General features: G+C 55.8%; 23 protein-coding genes. 5 read left to right on the top strand and 18 right to left on the bottom strand.

The annotated features are described in order from the left end of the window. Window positions 1–46: 46 nt before the first annotated feature. Window positions 47–949, top strand: a complete 903-nt coding sequence (locus JJB07_RS18140) for a YitT family protein (protein WP_201637492.1) — start codon at window positions 47–49, stop codon at window positions 947–949. Between the two features lie 16 nt (window positions 950–965). Here the strand turns inward: JJB07_RS18140 and JJB07_RS18135 are convergent, their stop codons facing one another. The 10 genes from JJB07_RS18135 to JJB07_RS18095 all read right to left on the bottom strand — a co-directional run bounded on the left by JJB07_RS18135 (window position 966) and on the right by JJB07_RS18095 (window position 10013). Further along, window positions 966–1766 carry a sporulation protein YpjB gene (locus JJB07_RS18135; protein WP_201637491.1) on the bottom strand — a complete coding sequence of 267 codons (801 nt, stop codon included), beginning with the start codon at window positions 1764–1766 and terminating at the stop codon, window positions 966–968. Window positions 1767–1819: 53 nt separating this feature from the next. Then, complete coding sequence (locus JJB07_RS18130) at window positions 1820–2404, bottom strand: DUF1405 domain-containing protein (protein WP_236588190.1); 585 nt, start codon at window positions 2402–2404, stop codon at window positions 1820–1822. 66 nt (window positions 2405–2470) lie between these two features. Next, complete coding sequence (locus tag JJB07_RS18125; RefSeq protein ID WP_201637490.1) at window positions 2471–3232, bottom strand: menaquinol-cytochrome c reductase cytochrome b/c subunit; 762 nt, start codon at window positions 3230–3232, stop codon at window positions 2471–2473. A gap of 61 nt (window positions 3233–3293) precedes the next feature. Further along, a complete protein-coding gene (qcrB, locus tag JJB07_RS18120) occupies window positions 3294–3965 on the bottom strand; it encodes a menaquinol-cytochrome c reductase cytochrome b subunit (protein WP_201637489.1) in 672 nt (223 codons plus the stop codon). A 23-nt stretch (window positions 3966–3988) separates the two neighbouring features. Further along, window positions 3989–4528, bottom strand: a complete 540-nt coding sequence (locus JJB07_RS18115) for a ubiquinol-cytochrome c reductase iron-sulfur subunit (protein WP_201637488.1) — start codon at window positions 4526–4528, stop codon at window positions 3989–3991. 214 nt (window positions 4529–4742) lie between these two features. Further along, complete coding sequence (locus JJB07_RS18110) at window positions 4743–5456, bottom strand: creatininase family protein (RefSeq protein ID WP_201637487.1); 714 nt, start codon at window positions 5454–5456, stop codon at window positions 4743–4745. A 204-nt stretch (window positions 5457–5660) separates the two neighbouring features. Then, window positions 5661–5786: a hypothetical protein gene (locus JJB07_RS24305; protein ID WP_283809157.1), complete on the bottom strand. Its 126-nt coding sequence runs from the start codon at window positions 5784–5786 to the stop codon at window positions 5661–5663. Between the two features lie 139 nt (window positions 5787–5925). Further along, window positions 5926–6477: a ReoY family proteolytic degradation factor gene (locus JJB07_RS18105; RefSeq protein WP_201637486.1), complete on the bottom strand. Its 552-nt coding sequence runs from the start codon at window positions 6475–6477 to the stop codon at window positions 5926–5928. 282 nt (window positions 6478–6759) lie between these two features. Beyond that, on the bottom strand, window positions 6760–8346 hold the full coding sequence (locus JJB07_RS18100; RefSeq protein ID WP_201637485.1) for a helicase-associated domain-containing protein: 1587 nt from the start codon (window positions 8344–8346) through the stop codon (window positions 6760–6762). Beyond that, complete coding sequence (locus tag JJB07_RS18095; protein WP_201637484.1) at window positions 8343–10013, bottom strand: DNA repair helicase XPB; 1671 nt, start codon at window positions 10011–10013, stop codon at window positions 8343–8345. The genes JJB07_RS18100 and JJB07_RS18095 overlap by 4 nt, the downstream gene beginning before the upstream one ends. 114 nt (window positions 10014–10127) lie before the next feature. On the opposite strand from JJB07_RS18095, the gene JJB07_RS18090 reads away from it, so the two are divergent. From JJB07_RS18090 to JJB07_RS18080, 3 genes are all read left to right on the top strand, one after another. Further along, window positions 10128–10721, top strand: coding sequence for a C39 family peptidase (locus JJB07_RS18090; RefSeq protein WP_201637483.1), 594 nt, complete (start codon window positions 10128–10130; stop codon window positions 10719–10721). Between the two features lie 104 nt (window positions 10722–10825). Continuing rightward, window positions 10826–13339, top strand: a complete 2514-nt coding sequence (locus tag JJB07_RS18085) for a hypothetical protein (protein ID WP_201637481.1) — start codon at window positions 10826–10828, stop codon at window positions 13337–13339. 12 nt (window positions 13340–13351) lie between these two features. Continuing rightward, window positions 13352–13897 (top strand): hypothetical protein, encoded by a 546-nt coding sequence (locus JJB07_RS18080; protein ID WP_201637479.1) that lies wholly within the window; start codon window positions 13352–13354, stop codon window positions 13895–13897. A 59-nt stretch (window positions 13898–13956) separates the two neighbouring features. On the opposite strand, the gene JJB07_RS18075 is transcribed toward JJB07_RS18080, so the two are convergent. Continuing rightward, on the bottom strand, window positions 13957–14517 hold the full coding sequence (locus JJB07_RS18075) for a phospholipase D-like domain-containing protein (RefSeq protein ID WP_236588189.1): 561 nt from the start codon (window positions 14515–14517) through the stop codon (window positions 13957–13959). Window positions 14518–14592: 75 nt separating this feature from the next. On the opposite strand from JJB07_RS18075, the gene JJB07_RS18070 reads away from it, so the two are divergent. Then, on the top strand, window positions 14593–14742 hold the full coding sequence (locus JJB07_RS18070; protein WP_201637478.1) for a hypothetical protein: 150 nt from the start codon (window positions 14593–14595) through the stop codon (window positions 14740–14742). Here JJB07_RS18070 and JJB07_RS18065 read toward each other — a convergent pair. The 7 genes from JJB07_RS18065 to JJB07_RS18035 form a co-directional block, all read right to left on the bottom strand. After that, window positions 14739–15248 carry a GNAT family N-acetyltransferase gene (locus JJB07_RS18065; protein ID WP_201637476.1) on the bottom strand — a complete coding sequence of 170 codons (510 nt, stop codon included), beginning with the start codon at window positions 15246–15248 and terminating at the stop codon, window positions 14739–14741. The two genes, JJB07_RS18070 and JJB07_RS18065, sit on opposite strands and share 4 nt — an antisense overlap. Continuing rightward, window positions 15205–15624 carry a DUF2243 domain-containing protein gene (locus JJB07_RS24075; protein WP_201637474.1) on the bottom strand — a complete coding sequence of 140 codons (420 nt, stop codon included), beginning with the start codon at window positions 15622–15624 and terminating at the stop codon, window positions 15205–15207. Before JJB07_RS24075 ends, JJB07_RS18065 begins: the two co-directional genes overlap by 44 nt. A 656-nt stretch (window positions 15625–16280) precedes the next feature. Continuing rightward, a complete protein-coding gene (locus JJB07_RS18055; protein WP_201637472.1) occupies window positions 16281–16952 on the bottom strand; it encodes a serine/threonine protein kinase in 672 nt (223 codons plus the stop codon). Between the two features lie 47 nt (window positions 16953–16999). Continuing rightward, window positions 17000–17209, bottom strand: a complete 210-nt coding sequence (locus JJB07_RS18050) for a hypothetical protein (protein ID WP_201637718.1) — start codon at window positions 17207–17209, stop codon at window positions 17000–17002. A gap of 46 nt (window positions 17210–17255) precedes the next feature. Next, a complete protein-coding gene (locus JJB07_RS18045) occupies window positions 17256–17630 on the bottom strand; it encodes a hypothetical protein (protein WP_201637470.1) in 375 nt (124 codons plus the stop codon). A gap of 151 nt (window positions 17631–17781) precedes the next feature. Further along, a complete protein-coding gene (gene asd / locus JJB07_RS18040) occupies window positions 17782–18624 on the bottom strand; it encodes an archaetidylserine decarboxylase (RefSeq protein WP_201637468.1) in 843 nt (280 codons plus the stop codon). A gap of 96 nt (window positions 18625–18720) precedes the next feature. Then, complete coding sequence (locus JJB07_RS18035) at window positions 18721–19629, bottom strand: PhzF family phenazine biosynthesis protein (protein WP_201637466.1); 909 nt, start codon at window positions 19627–19629, stop codon at window positions 18721–18723. Window positions 19630–19697 lie beyond the last annotated feature (68 nt).

The following is a 19697-nucleotide window of genomic DNA, read 5'->3' as shown; positions in this document are numbered from 1 at the left end:
AAAATTCTAAGGTACACTACAGGTAAAACATAGAAGGGAACGACCTATGCTTCTACAACGCGACAACCGCACCCAAAGAGCCATCATCTCTGTCATCGGCATCCTCGCCGGTTGTTTTCTGTTTACGTTTGGCTTGAACAACTTCATCATCGCCAACCGACTCGCAGAGGGCGGGTTCGTCGGCATCTCCCTGCTGGGGATCTACCTGTACAACATCCCGCTTTCCCTGTCGTTCATCGTGCTGAACATCCCGTTGCTGTTCATCGGCTGGTACCGCTTCGGCCGCGTGTTCATCTTCAAGACGATCATCGGGGTCGTCGGCGTGTCGGTGATGTCCGAATTCACAGTCGACCTGTTCCACATGGGCGTGCAAGACAAGCTGCTGGCCGCTCTCTACGGCGGCGTGTTCTCCGGGATCGGCCTCGGCATCATCTTCCGCTTTGGCGGCACAACCGGCGGTGCAGACATCATCGCACGGTTGGTCAACCAGACGCTGGGGTGGAGCATGGGCCGCACGATGTTTGCCATCGACGTGATCGTCATCACGTCCACCGCGTTCATCGTCGGCAAGGACGCTGCAATGTACTCGCTGGTCGCTCTGTTCGTGGCAGCCCGCGTCATCGACGTGGTCAACGAGGGCGTCTCGAACTCGCGGGCGATGTTCATCATCTCCGACGAGACGCAGGAGATCGCCACCCAGATTCAATCGGAGCTGGAGCGCGGCACGACGCTTCTGCACGGCGTCGGCGGCTACACGGGCCGTGACAAGCAAGTGCTCTACGTCGTCGTCTCCCGCGATGAGATTTCTCGTGTGCAAGAGATTTGCCGCGACATCGACCCGCTGGCGTTCCTCGTCGTCAACGAAGTTCACGACGTGCTCGGCGAAGGGTTCAACCCCTTGAAGAAACCGGCGAAACCCAAGCCTCAACTCGAAAAAGCGAAAAACTAGGAGCCCGTCGGGTATCCTAGTTTTTCTTTTTTCTCCACACACGCCAACCGGCGAAGCAGAGCGTTGCCCCGCAGACGGTGCCGTACGTGCCGGGGCCGACCGTCATATGGAAGACCGGCCACAGCCGTGTGTCGCCGCCGACTTTGATCTCGGAGGTCAACTTGCCAAGCGAGCCCTTGTAGTGACCGAGCGCATCCAGCACGCCCTGCTTGTCGGAGATGGTCTCTCCTTGCAGTTGGCCTTCGATGAAGCGGAACGCGGATTGTTGGACGTTCAACTCAGACGGATTGCCGTGCAGAGCGAGCGCCAGCGAGATCTGGTCACGCTCATTGCGAAACTTCTGGAACGTCGATTTCGCCAGCTTGACGTCCCCCTTCGCCACGCTCTCGATCATTTTGTCGAGGTTGTTCTCCATCGAGCGGGCGACCGGCAACCACGTCGGCGAATTCGGGTACGCCAAGGAGTCGAACGCGACCACGATGCGGTGGATGCGATACTCCGCCACCGCTTGCTCCGGCCCTTTGACCGCGGCGTACATCATTTTCAGCGCGATGAGTTCGTTCGTGACCGCTTGGATGCCTTCGACTTTTTGCGAGATGTCGCTGGGGTCGAGACGGGTGTACATGTCAGACAGCGAATCGAGCGCCGGGATCACGGCCGATTGGTTTTCGCCGCTTCGAATCAGGTTCTCGACTTTGACTCCCTCTTGGTAGAGCGTAATCGGGTGTACCAATGCCGTTTCCGCTCCCGCACGCGGAGCCGCGAGACTCACAACCAACAGGAACAAGCAAATTGCCCAAGTGATCTGTCGCATCATAAAAAAATCGCCTCCACCATCAAACTATGGGTGGAAGCGATCATTTAGACATGCTATTTCGAACGAGCCGTCGCCGGGCGCAACACCGCCACGAACACCAACACGAGCAAGCTCAACACCGGGGTCCAGAACTGGATGTACGCCGTGAAGCGCTCGTCTTGCAACCACGGATGGATGTCGTACACGTAGTCCACGAAGTCGTTGAACAACAACCAGCAAGCGCCGATCCACAGCACGCTGCGATCGAACTTGTAGTTGAAGTTGTACAGCACCACTTCGACGGCCATCGCGCCGTGGGAGAGCATCAACATCAAGTCGGTGCCATCGACGATGCCGTTGGCGTTCCAGTACGTGATGATCACCCCACAGGCCCAGATGCCGTACTTGAGGTTGGTCACCATCGAGAGCATTTCCAACCAACGCGAACGACGTCCGAGCAACCAGAGCAACACGACGATCGTGAACAACGTACTCGATGTCGGAGAATCGGGGACGAACAAATTCCAGTACCACTCCGTGTCCGCCATCTGGTTGCCGTACCAGTAGAACCCGTAGATCGAGCCAAGCAGGTTAAAGACGAACAACAGCCACAAAAACGGCCGGTTCATCAACATCGTTTTGAGCAAAGACCAAGTCAAAAGCGGAAACCTCCACTTCCCCAGTATGTATAAAAACCGACCTCGGGCGAGGTCGGTTGGTCTTGCTTATTTTTGCTTTTGCTTTGCGAGCCAAGCGGCAACTTGCTTGACTTGGTCGTCGCTCGGCAGACCGCCTTTGGGCGGCATGTTCGGCGGGAAGCCTTTGGTGATGGTGTCGACGAGTTTTGCTTCGTCGTACTTGTTACCAACACCGATGAGGAACGGACCGACGACACCTTTCAGGTCGGCGCCGTGGCAACCTGCGCAAGAAGTTGCGAAGATCTTCGCGCCGGGGTCTGCTGAATCGACGAGCGTCGTGTCAGCCGGCATCGCAGACGTATCCACTTTCTTCGGTTGGGAAGCCAGATGCTCCTCATGTTGTACGTGTGCTTCGTAGGTCATCCAGATCATGAGCAGGAGCGACAGCATCATAGCGGAAGTCGCTACCGGGCGCTTGAACGGATGACGAACTTTGGAGTTGTCGAGCCACGGTGCCATGATCAGCAGCGTAGCTGCGATCCCCGGCAGAATGACGGACCCGAGCCAGATTACACTACCCGGGAAGTACTTCAGGAGCTGATACAGGAAGAGGAAGTACCAGTCCGGCATCGGGGTGTAGCTGGAGTCGGACGGGTTCGCCACGTCGGTCAGCTCGACCGGGTTGAAGACGATCCACAGCATGAATGCGACCAGGAACAGTGCACCGACAATCCATTCCTTCAGAAGGAAGTTCGGGAAGAACGGTTCGGTTCCGATCGGCTTGTTTTTATCTTTTTCCTTGAAACGCGGGGTCCCAGGAATACGGTCGCGAAAATGATCGTGTGCCATTCTCTAGGCTACCTCCTTCTCTAGCAATGTTGAGCTTCCGAACACAACAACATCGAAGATCTTACAACGGACCTGCGATACCTTGTTTCCGGATCATGATGAAGTGCAAGCCCAACAGGCCGAGAAGACCAGCCGGCAGGAAGAACACATGAATCGCAAAGAAGCGAGTCAGCGTCAGTGCGCCGAGCATGTCGCCGCCGATGAGCACGGTTCTGATGTACTTCCCGATCCACGGAACCGACTCTGCGATTTGCGCGCCGACCGCGGTCGCCCAGTATGCTTTTTGGTCCCACGGCAACAAGTAGCCCGTGAAGCCGAAGCCCATGACGACGAAGAAGATCAAAACGCCGACAACCCAGTTCATCTCGCGCGGTGCCTTGTAGGAACCGGTGAAGAAGACCCGGAGCATATGGAGGAACATCATGATAATGACCAAACTTGCTCCCCAGAAGTGCATGCCGCGGACGATTTGTCCGAGCAAGACTTCGTCGGTGATGTACTGAACAGAACGATATGCGTTTACGATATCCGGTACATAATACATCGCCAAGAACATCCCGGAAAGGATCTGGGTGACGATGATCAGGAAGGTCAGGCCGCCGAAGCAGTAGACGAACGCGGACATCTTGTTCGCAGGGTTGACGTGTGCAGGAACGTCGTGGTCTGCGATGTCACGCCAGATCGGCGTGATACCAAGCCTTTCGTCGATCCAGTCATACGTTTTCTTGAACATTGGTTAGTCTCACCTACTTCCTATTACGCTTTGCGTTGCGAGATTGCGCCGAGCATTACTTTGCCGCCCTCGACCTTGACTTCGTACAAGTCAAGCGGACGTTGCGGCGGTTTGGCTTTGTCGTTGATCCCGTAAATGGTGTAACGACCGCCGTGGCACGGGCAGTGGAACCACCACTCGCCGTCCTCGGACGGCTTGCCTTTGCCGCCTTCATCAACAGTACCCGCAACTTGGCAACCCAAGTGGGTGCAGATCGGGGACATCGCCATGATCTTGCCGGATTTGTCCTTGATCAACCATGCGCGCATCTTGACGTTTTCTTCAATCCACCCGTCCTTACGGTGGACCTTGAAGTCAACCATCGTCGGGAAGTCGTCCTTAATATCACTTTCCTTCAGACCGCTGTCTGCAAAGCCCCCACCGGAGGTGCGGGTAAGCGGGTCAATAGCAAACGGTACCAGCGGAGCCGCGATGGTCGCTGCCATGAACGCGCCAGTGCCACCAAGTGCGTAGGAAAGGAACTGACGGCGGGAGAGCCCCTGTTTGCCATTCTTGTCACTCATTGTCCATCTAACCTCCCTACCTAAGAAAAAATCGTACCGGCCAAATTTCGACATACCGAAAACGAGATATCCGTGTCATTTCCTGCAAATTCGACAGATATAATGGTATGTAAAACGTGACCCGTGCATCTCGATTCAATCTTACAGTCTGCCTATTATAGTGTCAAGCAAGCGCATGTGCTATTTTTCTCATATCGACAAATGTCACAAAAAGTTACGAGTTGTGACTCCACAGCGCTGTGATTTCGTGGACGAGACGGGTGCCGACGAGTTCAAACAACCGCTCTCCTTTTTCCGCAGATGCCGATTTCGGATCTCCGGAGTATGCGTTCGGGTACATCTCCCGGCCCATGTTCGGGAATCGGACACGGGTACTCTCCAAGTCGTGCACAGCTCCCGCAAGAGCCAGATCGACCGAAGTTTGATCAACCGCCATCATCAGCGACGTTTCGTCTTCGCCGGCATGACCGACGCCCGGTGTGACAGCTTTGATCTCTTCGCGGTAGTCGACCCAGTAATTGCTGACCAAGACGCGCAACCCCTCCTCGACCAAACGGGTCGCCACCTCGTTCAGCGCGGTGATATTGCCGCCGTGCCCGTTCAGGAGCACGACGTTTTTGATGCCCCAGCGCGCAAACGACGAGACGACCGCATGTACATAGTCGCCGAAGATCCGATTCGGTACATCGATGGAGCCCGGGAAGTCCCGCAGGTGCCACGTGTTGCCGTACGGAATCTCCGGAGCGGTCCAGATTCGCCCGCTCAGCTGTCGTTCGAGATACTCGGCCAGCTTCTTGGGAATCAGCACATCGGTGCCAAGCGGCGCGTGCGGCCCGTGTGCTTCAATCGTCCCGATCGGCAACACCAGCGTATCGATGTAGGGCGAGTATTCCTCAAACTTGTTCATATGTACGTGAGTGAGACGCATGTTTCTCCCCTCCTTTCCAGTATGCTTATTGTGCCTACCTAGTATGAGCCACTATGCACCATGATTCTACTCCTTTGGAAACTTCACTTCCAGTGCGCAACCTGTCCGGAAAACGGCAAATTTTTGAACGTTGCCGAAAAAAAAAGCCCCCCGCCTCCACAGGGGAGAACGAGGGGGACTCAAGGGTTTGGGAGAGAACTTGACTTAATTGCCGCGTGCCATGTACTTGGACGGACCGTCGTCGTACGTTGCAGCCGATGCGGCGGTTGCAAACGAAGCTCCGAAAACGAGGACGCCAAGTGCTGCCAGAAGTGCGAATTTGGTTTTCATGCTGTTGCCTCCTTGAAGCGGGATTGTGTTGCGTCTTCCGTGATTTCATCTTACCTCCCCCACCCGCTCGCCGCTTTGCGATTGTTGCGCTCGAAGCAGCGCAATTTTTGCAGAGTCGGCAAAAAAGAAACCGGACGCCTCAGGCATCCGGTTCCAGTACGGTTTTCAGTTCGGTTGTCAGTTCGAGGAATCCCGCTTGGTCGCCCACCGCCAGCGCGTGGTCGATGCGCTCGTAGAGCGAGTTCAGACGGAATTGCTTGAACGCGTGGTCGAGGATGAGTTCCGCTTGCAGCGAAACCAGCGCGTCGATCGTTTCCTTGGTGTCGTCCATCGGGTTGCGCTCCAAAACGGCGGCATATTCCGGGGAGACGGTGCGTTCTTTGAAGAAGAGGCCGATATATATGTCTTCGTTGGGGTTGTTGTGGATGTCGAGGAAAGCTTTTTCTACATCGGACGTGACACGCTTGTTCTTGTAGAACTTGAACGGCGTCATCTGAACGCACTTGGTCGAGATCAGGATCGTTTTCGGCAAGTTGCGGAAGTTGTCGATGAAGTGGACTCGTTCGAGCAGTTGATCCGAGGATGCAATATATTGGAGGAGCCATTCCGCCTCACGGTTTTGCAGGTCATATTTGTCGAGGAACCACTTGATGAACGTCTTCTTCTCAGCAATTGTAATTACTTCTCCCATTTGCGTTCCCTCCTTCACTTCTCCCTCGGTAGTTGTTTCGTGTGAATGTTTCGAATATTCCTGACTTACTACATCCTATTCGGCAACCCGGACCGTTTTTCCTCTAGTTCTATATTTTTTATAAAATTGGACGATTGCCTGGATGACAAGTCTCCGATTCGGGTGAGATGTATTCCTATTGTATACACCTTGCTGGTTGTCTGTGAAGGGGGAATTTGAGGGAACAAAAAGGACGATCCGTTTGGGTGGGATCGTCCTTTTTGACGAAGATCTGTACAGGCTCTAGTGCAGGTCGGCTTGGTAGCCCATACGGCGCAGAATCTCTTGCAGCGGGCGTGTCCCGCGCTCGGTGATCAGGAATTCCGTGTCGCTGAGGTCTGCACGGTAGTAAGGCGCGATCTCCGGCATGACTTTGAGGTCGGCGGCGATGGAGGAGTCCAGGCAGGACACCAGGACCGTGCGATGCAATTGCACGCGCTTGAACTCCGATTCCCACTGTTGAATCATCCTCTCCACGTTGCCCGGCACCATGTCGGCCGTTTCTTCGCGCAGGAAGTCCAGAATCGTCTCCGCCGTCCAGCCGTTGTCCAAACAGCGGGCGATGCTCGATTTCGTAATTCGATGCACGCGCAACGTATCGACGCGAATCAGATCGGTGACCTCCTCCAGTTCCCACGCGATACGCTCCGCCCCCTCGATGGGCACGAGCAGGTCGAAGTTCGGCTGGAGGATCAACGGCACGCGAACGGCTTCCTCGACGGCGCTCTCCGACTCCTCGACGTGGGCTTCTTCTTGCAAGAGCAGTTCTCGTCCGAGATTCGTCACTTTGAGCACGGCAGACCCGTCGGCGAGTTGACCGTGCGCGAGGAGTCCGAGGTGAACGAGCATGTTGTAGATGCGCAGTTCTTTGATGGCAGGAGCCTTGTCATAATAGTAGTCTTTGACATGGGGCGCGATCAGGTCGCTGATCGAGGACGCATAGACCCACTCGTCTCGGGCGGCGCTGGCGAGCAAATTGACGCACAGACGAAGTTGCGGGATCGGGCGGCGGTAGAGCAAACGCCAATAGCGGAACAGGTCGGCCGCTCGCTCCTTCTCCCCACTCTCTTGCCACGCGGCGGCATTCGGTCCGAGCACGAGGGCTCCGTCTGCCGTTTCTTCTATCAAATGGCGGGCATAGCAGTAGTCGTACAGCAGGGCGAACCGATCCGGGTATTCATGAAAACGCCGCCCGAAGCCAAACCGCCACGAGACTTTGCCGAGAGCTTCTTCCTTAATTTCAAGCAAGGAGAAGATCTCTTGCTGTTGGCGTTTGAGGATCGATCCGTCCTTCGTAACCCGCACCTCATGCCGACTTAGATAGTGGAGAAAAACGCCCGTGTCCCGCACGAGCGCCAAATTCTCATCGCGGTAGACGATCGGCGTTTGCTCCGCCACGTGCACCTGCTGCTTCAAAGAGTGCGACAGGCAGTCGCGGATCGTACGGCGCAGGTCTTCGGGGATGAAATAAAACTGACGCCCCCCTTTGGAATTCAAGCGAAACAGCCAGCCCTCCGCGAGCAGGCGGTTCATCCACTTGAGGTCGTGGCCTTCCTTTTTCGGCTGAATCGTGCGGCGGACGGTGGCGAGGATCTCTTCGCGGGAGAACTCCACTCGGCTGTCGAGCATAAGCTGGGCGACCGCTTCCCGATACGCGCCTTCCTTGAGTCCGTCGAGAGCTTGAGCGATGAAAGTGCGGTTTTGGAAATGGGTGATGATTTCTTGCATCAGGGCGTTTTTGGAGCTTTTCGAGCAGTCGAACGAGTAGGCGTTGGCGATGTTGCGCAGGGTTTCGATATCGGATGAGTTCAAGCATTCGCTCAGTCTCATACGGGATGCACCTCCGGGGGCTTGTCCAAGTCTTCGGCGTTGAGCACGCGATAGGCGTACCCTTGCTCCGTCAAAAACAGTTGTCGATGATTCGCCATCTCGCGGTCAACCGTATCGCGCGTCACCACCGTGTAAAAGTGCGACTCTCCCCCATCCTGTTTCGGCCGAAGCAGACGACCGATGCGTTGGGCTTCCTCCTGTCGCGAACCAAACGCGCCGGAGATCTGGATGGCGACATTGGCATCCGGCAAGTCGATGGCGACATTCGCCACTTTGGAGACGACCAACACGCGCACGTCACCGCGTCGAAAGAGATCATACAGCCGTTCGCGTTCGGACGTCGGGGTCTTCCCCGTCAGGATGGGGGCTTGGAAGCGCTCTCCGACCTCCTGAAGCTGGTCAAGGTATTGACCGATGATCAACACGCGGTCGTCTTGGTGGCGTTGCAGGAGGGCTTCCAGAGCGTCCAACTTGCACGGGTTCTCGCTGGCGATGCGGTACTTTTGACGGATGCCGGCTTCTACATACTTCACGCGCCAGTCATGAGACATCGGCACGCCGACTTCGTAGCAGGTGGTCGGCGCGATGAATCCGTTTCGCTCCATCTCCTTCCACGGCACGTCGTATTTTTTCGGACCGATGAGGGAAAAAACGTCGCTCTCCGCGCCGTCCTCTCGAACCAGCGTCGCCGTAAGCCCGAGTCGGCGCGTGGATTGCACGTCGGCGGTCAGGCGGAAGATCGGGGCCGGCAGCAAATGGACTTCATCGTAGACGATCAGCCCCCACGGTTCTTGGTTGAGGCGGTCGAAGTGCGGGTACGTTTTTTTGTTGTGGTAGGTCATCATCTGGTACGTGGTGATGGTGACGGGCTTCACTTCTTTTTGCTCGGCGGTGTATTCTCCGACGAGGGTTTCGTCGAGATGAGTTTTGTCGAGCAGTTCACGTCGCCATTGGCGGGCGGCGACGATGTTTGGCGTGAGCACCAGCGTGTGCGTTTTTGCTTGCGCCATCGCCGCGATGCCGACGACCGTCTTGCCTGCGCCGCACGGGAGCACGACGACCCCGCTGCCTTCTGAGTAAAAGGCGTGAACGGATTCCTCTTGGTACGGGCGCAAAAGCAAAGCGCGGCCTTCGCGGGTTTTGGTGCGCAAGTTGATGTCGAGCGGCCGGCCTTCGCGAAAGCCGATGAGGTCTTGCACAGGATAGCCGTGCTTGGCGAGCAAGCGTTTCAACGGGCCGCGCGCTTTTTCCCGAACTTCGAGGACGATGCGCTTGCGGCCTTGGAGGAATTCCTTGACGCCGGGGATTTCGCGGATTTCTTCGAGCAAGGCACGGTCGCCCGTGAGCACGTGACAGCCCTCGCCGGCGACGAGTTTCAGGGAGCCGTACTTGTTCATTTCGGCGAGCACGAGTTGTTGCAAATGCAGAGGAAGCGGATAGCGGCTGTGGGCATGCAGGAGGGTCAGGACTTCCTCCGGTGTCTGTCCGTTGGCAGCTGCGTTCCAAAGCGAGATGGAGCTGAGGCGGTACGTATGAAAATGGTCGGGGCTTTTCAAGAGTTCAGCAAACCGAACCAATTGATCGCGCAGCTCCGCATAGTCCGGGTGCGCGGCTTCCACGAGCAGGGTGCCGTCCGACTGAACGATCAAGGCCTTGGGAATCGACATGGCAATCCCCCTTTCCATTCACCTTTTTTCTTAGTATGGGTGGAAGGTACTGGGCGGTATACGCGTCGAATGAAGAAGGCAACATATTGAATTGGAGAGCGAGGGACTTTTTTTATGAGCAAGATCGTTTCAAATGTGGAGGTCATTGGACAATATCCGGTGCTTCCGACCGGCTGTGAAGCGACAGCGCTGACCATGCTGTTGCGTTGGGCGGGCGTCGAGGTTGAAAAAGAGACCGTGGCCGACGCGCTGGTGAAAGAGCCGAATCCGTTTGAGCAAGAGGGAAAGCTCCTGGGCGGCAATCCGTATCGGGCGTTTATCGGGGACCCGTATGATAAAGAAAGCTACGGTACGTTCCACGGGCCGATTGCACAGACGTTGGAGAAGTTTCTGCCGGGGCGGGCGCTCGATTTGACGGGGTTGAGTTTCGAGGAGTTGCTGTTGGAGATCGACCGAGAGCGTCCGGTGGTCGTGTGGGCGACGATTGAATTGAAGGAACCGCGCAAAACGACGCTCTGGGAAGACATCGACGGTTCGGGGACGATGATTCAATGGCAGTCGCCTGAGCATTGCATGACGCTGGTCGGGTATTCGGAGGAGTTTGTCATCATCAACGACCCGCACACAGGCAACCAAGAACACTATCCCCGCGATCTCTTCCGCCTGCGGTGGGAGCAGTTGGGCCAGCAGGCAGTGACGGTGAAATAAGAAAAAAAGCCTCCTGTCCACAGTTCTGTGGGCAGGAGGCTTTTTAATCGTCCACGAAGAAGTAAACAACTTATTCGCCAATACTAAAGGAGGCTCAACTGCTCATGAGCAGCCGAGTTCCACAAAACGTAAACAAAAGTGTCCCACGCCGCGACCCGCAAACCCCGGTGTCACAGGCGTCTCGTCCTACAACACCCTCTCACGGTCTGAATCCGGCCTCCCTCATGGCGTTGCAACGCTCAATTGGCAACGCCAAAGTCAGCCAACTGTTGCGCGGGCACGTCGCGTCCACACAAGGAGTTGTCCAACGCAGCGAAGAGGTCGAACAAAAATTAATCGGGCTCCATGTCCCAAACGGTGATGCCAAAACGTTGGCAGACGGTTTCACCCAAGAGTATGAGGAGAGCAGTTTGTCCCAGATCGCAGAAGCGGTTGTGACACATAAACGGACAGCGCAGGAAACGCTTGATCTCTTGGCGGCTTTGCCGACTCCCGACGACATGTTGATTCTCGCCGCAGTGACCACTTGCACGGTTCCATCCCTCCTAAAAGTCGCGCCCGCTGTGAAAAACGGGCGTTCCTCCGCCGACGCGGCGCACGTTCTCACGAATTGTCCGGATCTTGATGCTGCTGACGTAGAATGGATGTTGCGCTTGCCTTCCACAACGTCGGCCGCTCACATCACGTCCCTGTCCAACGACCTCTGCCCTGCCGGCCAGATCACCGGCGAGAAAGCCAGTTCCATGATAAAAGCCTTGCAAACCAAATGTACAGATGACGACATCACCGCGTTTGTCCACGGAGTTCGCGCCACCGGGCTGGCCGCTGCTTTGCTTGAAACGCTGGCGGGCGGTGCCGGATTCGCTGAAATCCTTTCCAAAGCCCTTAGCTCGGGTTGGAATACCGCAAGTTTCGGGTCGTTCATCGGAACTGCCCTGAAAGCTACCGCACAAGCCGCAGGTTTGCAAACGCTGTTGGAAAATGACTTCGTTGCCGATCTGTACAACATGATCACAGCAGGGTGGACGGCTTCTCAACTCGGTGCTTTCTTGGGTACGGCCGTGGAAAGCGGCATGGCGGCAGATGCCTTGCAAAAGCTTGTGAAAAACGCCGGTTTTCCCGCATCCAGTTTGGAAATGCTGAATGCAACTTGGGCTCCCGATTCGTTCGGAACGTTCGTAGCCGCCTTGCACGCAGCCACTCTGAATCCCGATCAGATCCAAGAATTACTGAGTACAAATGGAATACCGGCGTCTAGCGCAAGTCTGATCGGTACAGGCTTGTCCCCCGTTCAAGTCGCGCAATTTCTGGCAGCCGTACGACTTGCGGGAGTTACGGCATCCAACGTGCAAGCGATGCTCGCGACAGGCGGGATGATCGCGACCCTCGGAGGAGTCATCACCGGTGGCTGGGCTGCCGTTTCGTTTGGTACCTTCATCGGACATGCGTTGAATGCGGGCGTTCTCCCGGGAACTTTGCAAACGTTCCTCGCACTCCCCGGGCTGCCGGCTTTGGTGCAAGCGATGTTGGTGGCTTCGTGGACAGCTAATAATCTGGGCTTGTTCCTTGGAGAAGTGTTGAATTCAGGAATCGCAGGCAATCAAGTCAAAACCCTGCTCTCGCAAGGAAACTTCCCCGCCGCAAGTTACGCGATGCTCACGGCCGGATGGTCTGCCTCTGAACTGGCCAAATTTGCAGCATCTGCGAGTGCAAGCGGTTTGGCACCGGCCAACCTTGGCGGGTTGATCAATACCCCCGGATTCAACGCTTCCAGTTATGCCCTGATCACCGCGGGCCTGACCCCGCTTCAGGTGGGGCAATTGTCAGCAAGTGCCCGCGCAGCCGGCATGACAGCGGCCAACCTGCAAGGTTTCCTCAGCACGCCGAACGCGGCAACCGCATGTATGAATCTGATCGCAACCTGGGGGGCCGCTCAAATCGGTCAAACCATCGCCCACGTTCGTGCACAGGCGGGTGCTCCTACGGATGCCGAGACGGTCGACCTCCTCGACCTGTCTCATACACACAATTGGGCAGCCGCAAGTGTGCGCAGCGCTTCGGGGTCCAGTGCGGTCGGCGGGACTCTCAGTTGGGCGGCAGTTATTGGACATGCTCCTACCTTCGTGGGTCAACCGGGTCCTCGTGGTCATGGGGGGACCGGCGGCGCCACCTTGAATTCGGTGACGTTTACGAGAGCTCCCGGTGGTGGCGTCGCGCCCTATAATGTCAGGTTGAATATTCGGCAAGAGCGGGTCTTCCACGTTGAAAACGGGCACACATTTGAACATTTCGAATTCACGTACGCCAACTGTACACGGGATGTTCGGTCTTCGTTGTACCCGGCGGGAACCGATGTGGAAGCGATGATGATTCCTTTGCCTGCAAATCCGGCGGCGCAAAACATTGCAGACCAAGCGGCATGGGCCGGCGTGTTCCAAGGTCTCGTTGGCACAGACCGAGTCGGCGTGCAACAGTTCGGGGCCACCTTCATCGGTGGCGGGGGCCGCACGACGTACCCCACCTATATCAACCAGATGTATCCGACCGGCGGAGGCATGACGCAAATCTACGCAGCCGAACTGGTCGCGATCGGTCGACTGCTTGGTCATGCTATTTAAGGAGGCTGTCTTGTGAACAGACTACAACTGGCTCTCTATCGCGGAATCACAAGCGACTTGCTGACTTTGGAGGACTGTTTGAACTTGCCTCCCTCCCAGCAAGGGGACGTCAATCTCCAACACTGCACATGGAGCCTGCTCGAAGACGGTCAGGAGCGATTGGCCCACCGCTTGAGTTTTGGGCCGTTGGAGGAGATGGTGGCACAGTTGGATCATGTCCGCACGCGCTTGATGAACTTCCAACCGGCGCTCCTGCGCAGTGGGGTGTTCTCTTCGGAACGCGGCAATTACTTGCTGTTTGAACCGGATGAAAAGCTTCAAGTTGTTCGACTCTCCCTTCTGATGTTGGAAGAGTCGCCCTACTCCTTCCTACTTCCGAACGGGGGGCGCGGTGAGGAGTTGTACGATTATGTCCGTAAAAACCGCGACGAACGACTGGCCCGCACACAAGAAATTTTCGCGTCCGTCATCCCGCAGGAAGTCCCGTTGGAACTCAAGCCTCTCCTGAAATCGCTGCTTCACGATGCGAAACGAGGGCGTACCCTCACAAACCGATAACTTACCAGGTAGAAAAAACTCTCGTGCCACTTGAGCGGCACGAGAGTTTTTTTGTTGACTTATTTGTAGTCGGTGAACCCCTTCTTGTCATCCCACATGCGTTGAAACTGGTCTTCGAAAGCTTGAGTGGCCTTGGCGTCCTTGACGACGAGCAGAACTTCGTCGTTGGAGGTGGAGGCTTGGTTGCTGTAATTGAAAGAACCGGTCGTGCATTCGACTCCGTCGATGATCGTGACTTTGAGATGCATGAGGCCGGAGTGGGTGTTGTATTTGATCGGGATGCCGGATTTTTTCAGAAGTTTGAGCTTTTCCGTTTGGGTTTTGTTGCCCATCTGTTGCTTGTCGGTGATGATGCGGACGGTGACGCCGCGTTTTTTCGCGTCGAGGATGCCCTGGACGATGCCGTCCTCGGTCAGCGAGTAGATGGCGATGTCGAGGGTCTTGGTTGCTTTGCCGATCTGTTCCGTTAAGACCTTGTCCGGATGCTGATCTGCTTGTGTGAACGCCCATTGGACGGCGCCGTCCGGCAGAGTTGAGGTGTTCGTTTGCGATACAGGTGAACAGGCGGTTAGAGTACCTGCTGCGAGCAGGACGACGAAGATAGAAAGTACCTTGGTCAAGCGAAGAACCTCCTTCCTGTGTAACTTCTTTCGAGGTGAATCCGACTAAATAGAAGAAAAGGTGGTGCGCCCTTGATGAATGACCGACATGAAGCAAGACGTGAGCGGATCAAAGCAATCGTGATGGTCCTGATCTTGCTCTCCATTGCCCTGTTCTCGCTCCCGGTCGGCTTGTCTATTCGGAAGTTGCTTCATCTCCACAGCTGTTGCGGTGCCGGGAGTTAAAAATGCTTGTAATAAAAAACCGTCTCGTCCAAGTTCCCGTCCGCAGACCGGGCGTAGTTCGGGATTCGTCCGGCTTCGATGAAACCGAGGGATTGGTACAGCGAATTGGACGGGTCGCCTGCTCGGGTGTCCAAGACGAGCAGCGTGCGCCCTTGGTCGCGTGCGCTTTTTTCGGCGACGTTCATCAGGGCGCGGGCGATTCCACGGCCTCTGCAATCGGAGTGGACCATCAGTTTGGCGATCTCCGCGCGGTGCTTGCCGTTCTGGCTGTGCGCTTCGTGCAATTGAACCGTTCCGATGAGGGTCCCCTCTAGAGATACACTCCACACCGTAACGCCGGGAGCCCACACGCCTTTCCAATAGGTACGAGCGTCCGCTTCACCCAACGGTGGCAAAAACCCCACAGACGCACCATCCGCCACGACATCGATCAGCAAGTTCGAGAGCTGCTCCAAGTCCTTCTCACTCGGCTCCACGAGTTGCTTGACTTCCCATTGGTTTGACAAGTAGAACCCTCCCTCTCAACAACTCTCTTCGCAATCCATAAAAAACAGCCAATGACCCAAACACGACAAAGATCGGCTCCAACCAATTCGCTTCCGGGCCGTTCGTCAATCGGTGCAACTGGAAGATCCAATGAAACACCACAATATCAAAACTCAGAAACAACCCGCAAGCCACGACAAACCCATTGAAAAAGGCCGCCGCAAAAAAGCGACGAATGACCAGCATCAGAACGAACAGGATCAAAACGCCCAAAAAAACAGCCCCGATCCTCGAAGCCATCGTCGTCGCTTGCAAGCTCATAGCGAATGCATCATCGATATGCAAACTCATCTCAGCCGCTGTAGCACCCGCCAGAATTCCAAAAAAGCGTTTCACTGCCTGCCGACAGCCCCTTCATCCTCGATTCTGTTTTTCACTGTATTTCCATACTTCTGTACCTATGTACCACTTCCTGCAAGGACAGGCAACCAAAACAAATTCACTCCTGCTGAATATACTAGTTATGGGTGATGTACTGGTGAAATTCGATACCTTTCTCAAACTGACACAACATGCAGCGAAAATCGTCCAACATGATTCCTTTCATGAGATGTCCAGGATGATTCATCGCGGTGTGAAACGGCGGATTGGCGCTCCTCCTCAACCCCTTGGACAAACCCCCCCGAAACCCAACCAACCCAAAACGTTCAAAGACTACCTGACACCGGAAAACTACAACACGGTCCGACAAGTGGTCAAAGGCCTCGCCAATCTCTCCAAAAAGCAAAAACCATAGCGCAAAGCCCGTCCTCAACAGGGACGGGCTTTTGCCGGTACTAGCATCTCGAAAAAAACATCAACAACTACGAGTTGCAAGCCGTCCTCGCCGAATATGTACTGAAATAAAAAAAAGCCCCGCCAATTCCTCAATTAGCGGGGTCTCAACCAGATTGTCGTTGTTCGAGTTAGAAGTGCTACATCTGGAGTATAGCACGATTCGTGACGAAAAATCTCAGGTAATTTTATGTTGGGATGCTAGATTGTCTGCATTTTCAAAAAAACATCCGGATAATCCGCTCCGCAAACGTCCCGATGTTCGAGGAGCCGCCCTCGGGGGACTTATACCACTTGCGGATCGTTTCCAGCACCCAGGAGGGCACCGTGAGTCCCGGTCGGTACAGGTTGCGGTAGTAATCGTAATACGCGGACTTCAGGTCCGGCCAACGCTTACAGTCGCCTAGTTCGCGATAATCGGAGACATCGACGAGATGGCCTCGTCCGTTGTGGACGAGGACATTTTTTACATGAATGTCGGAGGGGTTCAACCCTCTGCTTTGCGCATACGCAATCGCCGTGTCCACGTCATGAATCGCTTGCTCCGGAATTTCGACGCCCTGCACGAGGCAGTCGTAGAGGTTCTTGCCCGGTCGGTACTCGATCACGAGGAAGCCCTCTCCACGCCCGTAATACCGCGGGAAAAACTCATTGTCCCCCAACTGTTCGTAGATGCCCGCTTCGGTGGCACACACATCCTCAAACTCGGGGGCGTAGATCTTAATCGCCAACTCTGGATGGTCCTTCGGTTGAAACACCGCCGCCGAGTTGCCGACGCCGACACAGCGCCAGGAGTCCGGATGCGTGCGCACATGCACCGGGTCGCGCGGGTTGACAGAGCGGACACGGACGTCCGCTGCCAGTACACGAATATCTTCGATCAGTGACATAAGCAGGAATCCCCTCTCCGCCCTCGTCGCCCGCTCTCTCCAGGTCCTTACTTTTTGCGCAAGTGGCACGGAACGCCAAAGCCGACGGCCCCGGGCGTTTTCATATTCTCCATATACTGCGAGCCACGCGGGCAGACGCTCGGGCATTTATGGCAGACATCGACCGTGACGATTTGCATTTGCGGTTGGCGGACGTTGTCGCTCAGGACTTTTTTCTTCGTGTTCTTGGAAGCCGGTTTCTTCGGTGCTGCAGCCATGATGGATTCCCCCAGACAGTAATCTATAGGTCTGGGTTATCGTATGTCAGATCGCCTGCAGCAGTTCCACCAGTTGTTCACTGAATCCGTTCGACAAGTTGGCGTACAGGGTCGAAGCGCCGCGTTCATGAACGCCGCTGCGGTTGTAGACGCGCATCTTGTGGACGACTATTTTATACGTGTTCGCGCCGTTGCTCATGTTCGCTGTGACGCGGATATCTCCGACGATGTGGTTGTGGACTTGCGTGTCTTCCTCATCACGGGAGATCAGACCGAGGATGTCCTCCAACAAGATGTGGTACGAAATGTCTTCGCGAAGCAAGATCATCTCCTTGTTGGTCAATCGATAGCCCATCCCCCGACGAATTTCTGTGCGTTTCAGTTCTCCAGACAACGTCTTGACGTTAATGAATCGGTTCATACTGGTCATCTCCTCTCCGTACGGGACTCAAGTTTTGTTTGTTATGGGTACGCGGGTACCTTGACGTATATTCGTTCTATTATACCTCATGTTTCAAGGAAAAGAGAGTCTGAAAAAAAGAGCCGACCCCCTCGCGGAGTCGGCTCTTTTTTTATCGCAACACGTTCCCGATCGCTTCGCCAAGCAGAACGCGGCGCTCCGGATGGAGGTCTCCGTTCAACTCAACCGCTCCCGGTTCAAACAACAGAATGATCGTCGAGCCAAACTCAAACCGCCCGACTTCTTCGCCCTTGGCATAGCACGGGCCGTCGGTGACCGACTTTTTCTCAAGACGTCCGCCACGGATGTTCGTACCCGCTTTCACATCGTAGAGTACTTTCACAGACCCGACGATCGTCGCGCCTACCTTGACCAGCGCCACTTCACCCGCCGTCGTGTCAAAGTACGTGATCAGCCGTTCATTTTTCGCAAACAGCCCCGCCACCGCCCGCACGCCAAACGGATTGACCGGAAAAAGCGTGCCCGGTACATACGTGTACCCGGTCACTTTTCCCGCAAGCGGTGTGTGGATGCGATGATAGTCGGTCGGACTGAGGTACACGGTGATAAACGTCCCGCCCTCATAGCGCTTCGCCCGTTCCTTGTCTCCGCCCAGCAACTCCTCGACGGTGTACGTCACACCCTTCGCCTGCACCACGCGACCACCGTCAATGAGGCCGTACTGCGAGACTTTGCCGTCAACCGGCGAAACCACCACATCGTCGCCCTCGGCAAGCGGACGCAAGTGCGGCTTCAAGCGACGCACGAAGAACTGCACCAAGCTCGGGTATTCCTCCAAGGGATGCTCCGCTTCATCCAAGTTGATGTTGAACTTGCGGGCATACAGCGGGATGAACATGCGACTGAACCCGGAGGCCGCAAATTTGCCGACCATGCGGGAGATCGTGTTCTTGGGAATCAAATTCATGAGAATCAGTTGCAAACGATCGTTCATGGAACTCCTCCATGTGTTGGAAAGATTCTTATGTACTAGGGTATCAGTTCCACGAAATTTTAAGCGGTCGACTCCCACTCTGTCAACTACAAGATCTTAAAATCGCATCGTCCCTTGCAAAATCGGCACCGCCGTCCCGCCGACTCGCACCGTGCGCGGACTGCGCGGCTCCCCGTCCACTTCGACATGCAAGTAGCTTGGACGGTTGATTTCAAAGCCCTGCTCCACCAACAACCGCACGTTCTCCCGCTCCGGTTGGAAGATCCCGTGATGAAGCAAGAACGCGCCGAGCGCCCCGTTTGCAGTCCCCGTCGCCGGGTCTTCCGGAATGCCGACAGCCGGTGAGAAATCTCGCGTATGGAGGTGCGCTTGCGGCGTCGAGGTCGAAAGCGAATAGCAATGCGTGCTCGCCACGCCGAGCGATTTGTTCAACGTCGTAATTGCGGCGAGGTCCGGCTGCATGCGCTCGAACGGCTCCACACCCACAATCGGCACGAACAGATCCCAAAGCCCCGTATACGCGAGCCCAATCGGCAGGTTCGGGTCGATATCGTCAACCGCAAGACCCAGCAATTTCGCAGCGTCCTCACGGTTTAGATCACAAGACGCAAACGCCGGAGCAGCCTGCGTCATGAACGCTTGGATGCGGCCCTCGCCGTCGCGTGAGATCATCACGGGCAACAGACCGACATTGGTCTCCTGCACCACCGTCAACGGCAACTTCGACCCGAAGCGCTCCTCCAGGCCCAAGACGACAAACGTCGAGATCGTGGCATGCCCGCAGAGATCAATCTCTTCCGTCGGGGTGAAAAATCGCACGCGCACGTCGGCGCCCGGACGCTCCGATTTGCAAACAAACGCCGTCTCCGAAACGTTCATCTCGCGCGCAATCTGCTGCATCTCCTCGTCTGTCAAACCGTCTGCATCCGGTACGACACCGGCCGGATTGCCGCCAAACGGGATGTGTGTGAATGCGTCCATCTGGTAGATTCGAACCTCTTTCATCGAGCTCATCCTCTCTTCCCTACGCTTCTCCTTTACTTTGTTCTGCATGGAGGGAAAACTTCCCTTCC

The sequence above is a fragment of the Tumebacillus amylolyticus genome, from assembly GCF_016722965.1.
Taxonomy (GTDB): domain Bacteria; phylum Bacillota; class Bacilli; order Tumebacillales; family Tumebacillaceae; genus Tumebacillus; species Tumebacillus amylolyticus.
This window is presented reverse-complemented; position numbering and strand designations above follow the sequence as displayed.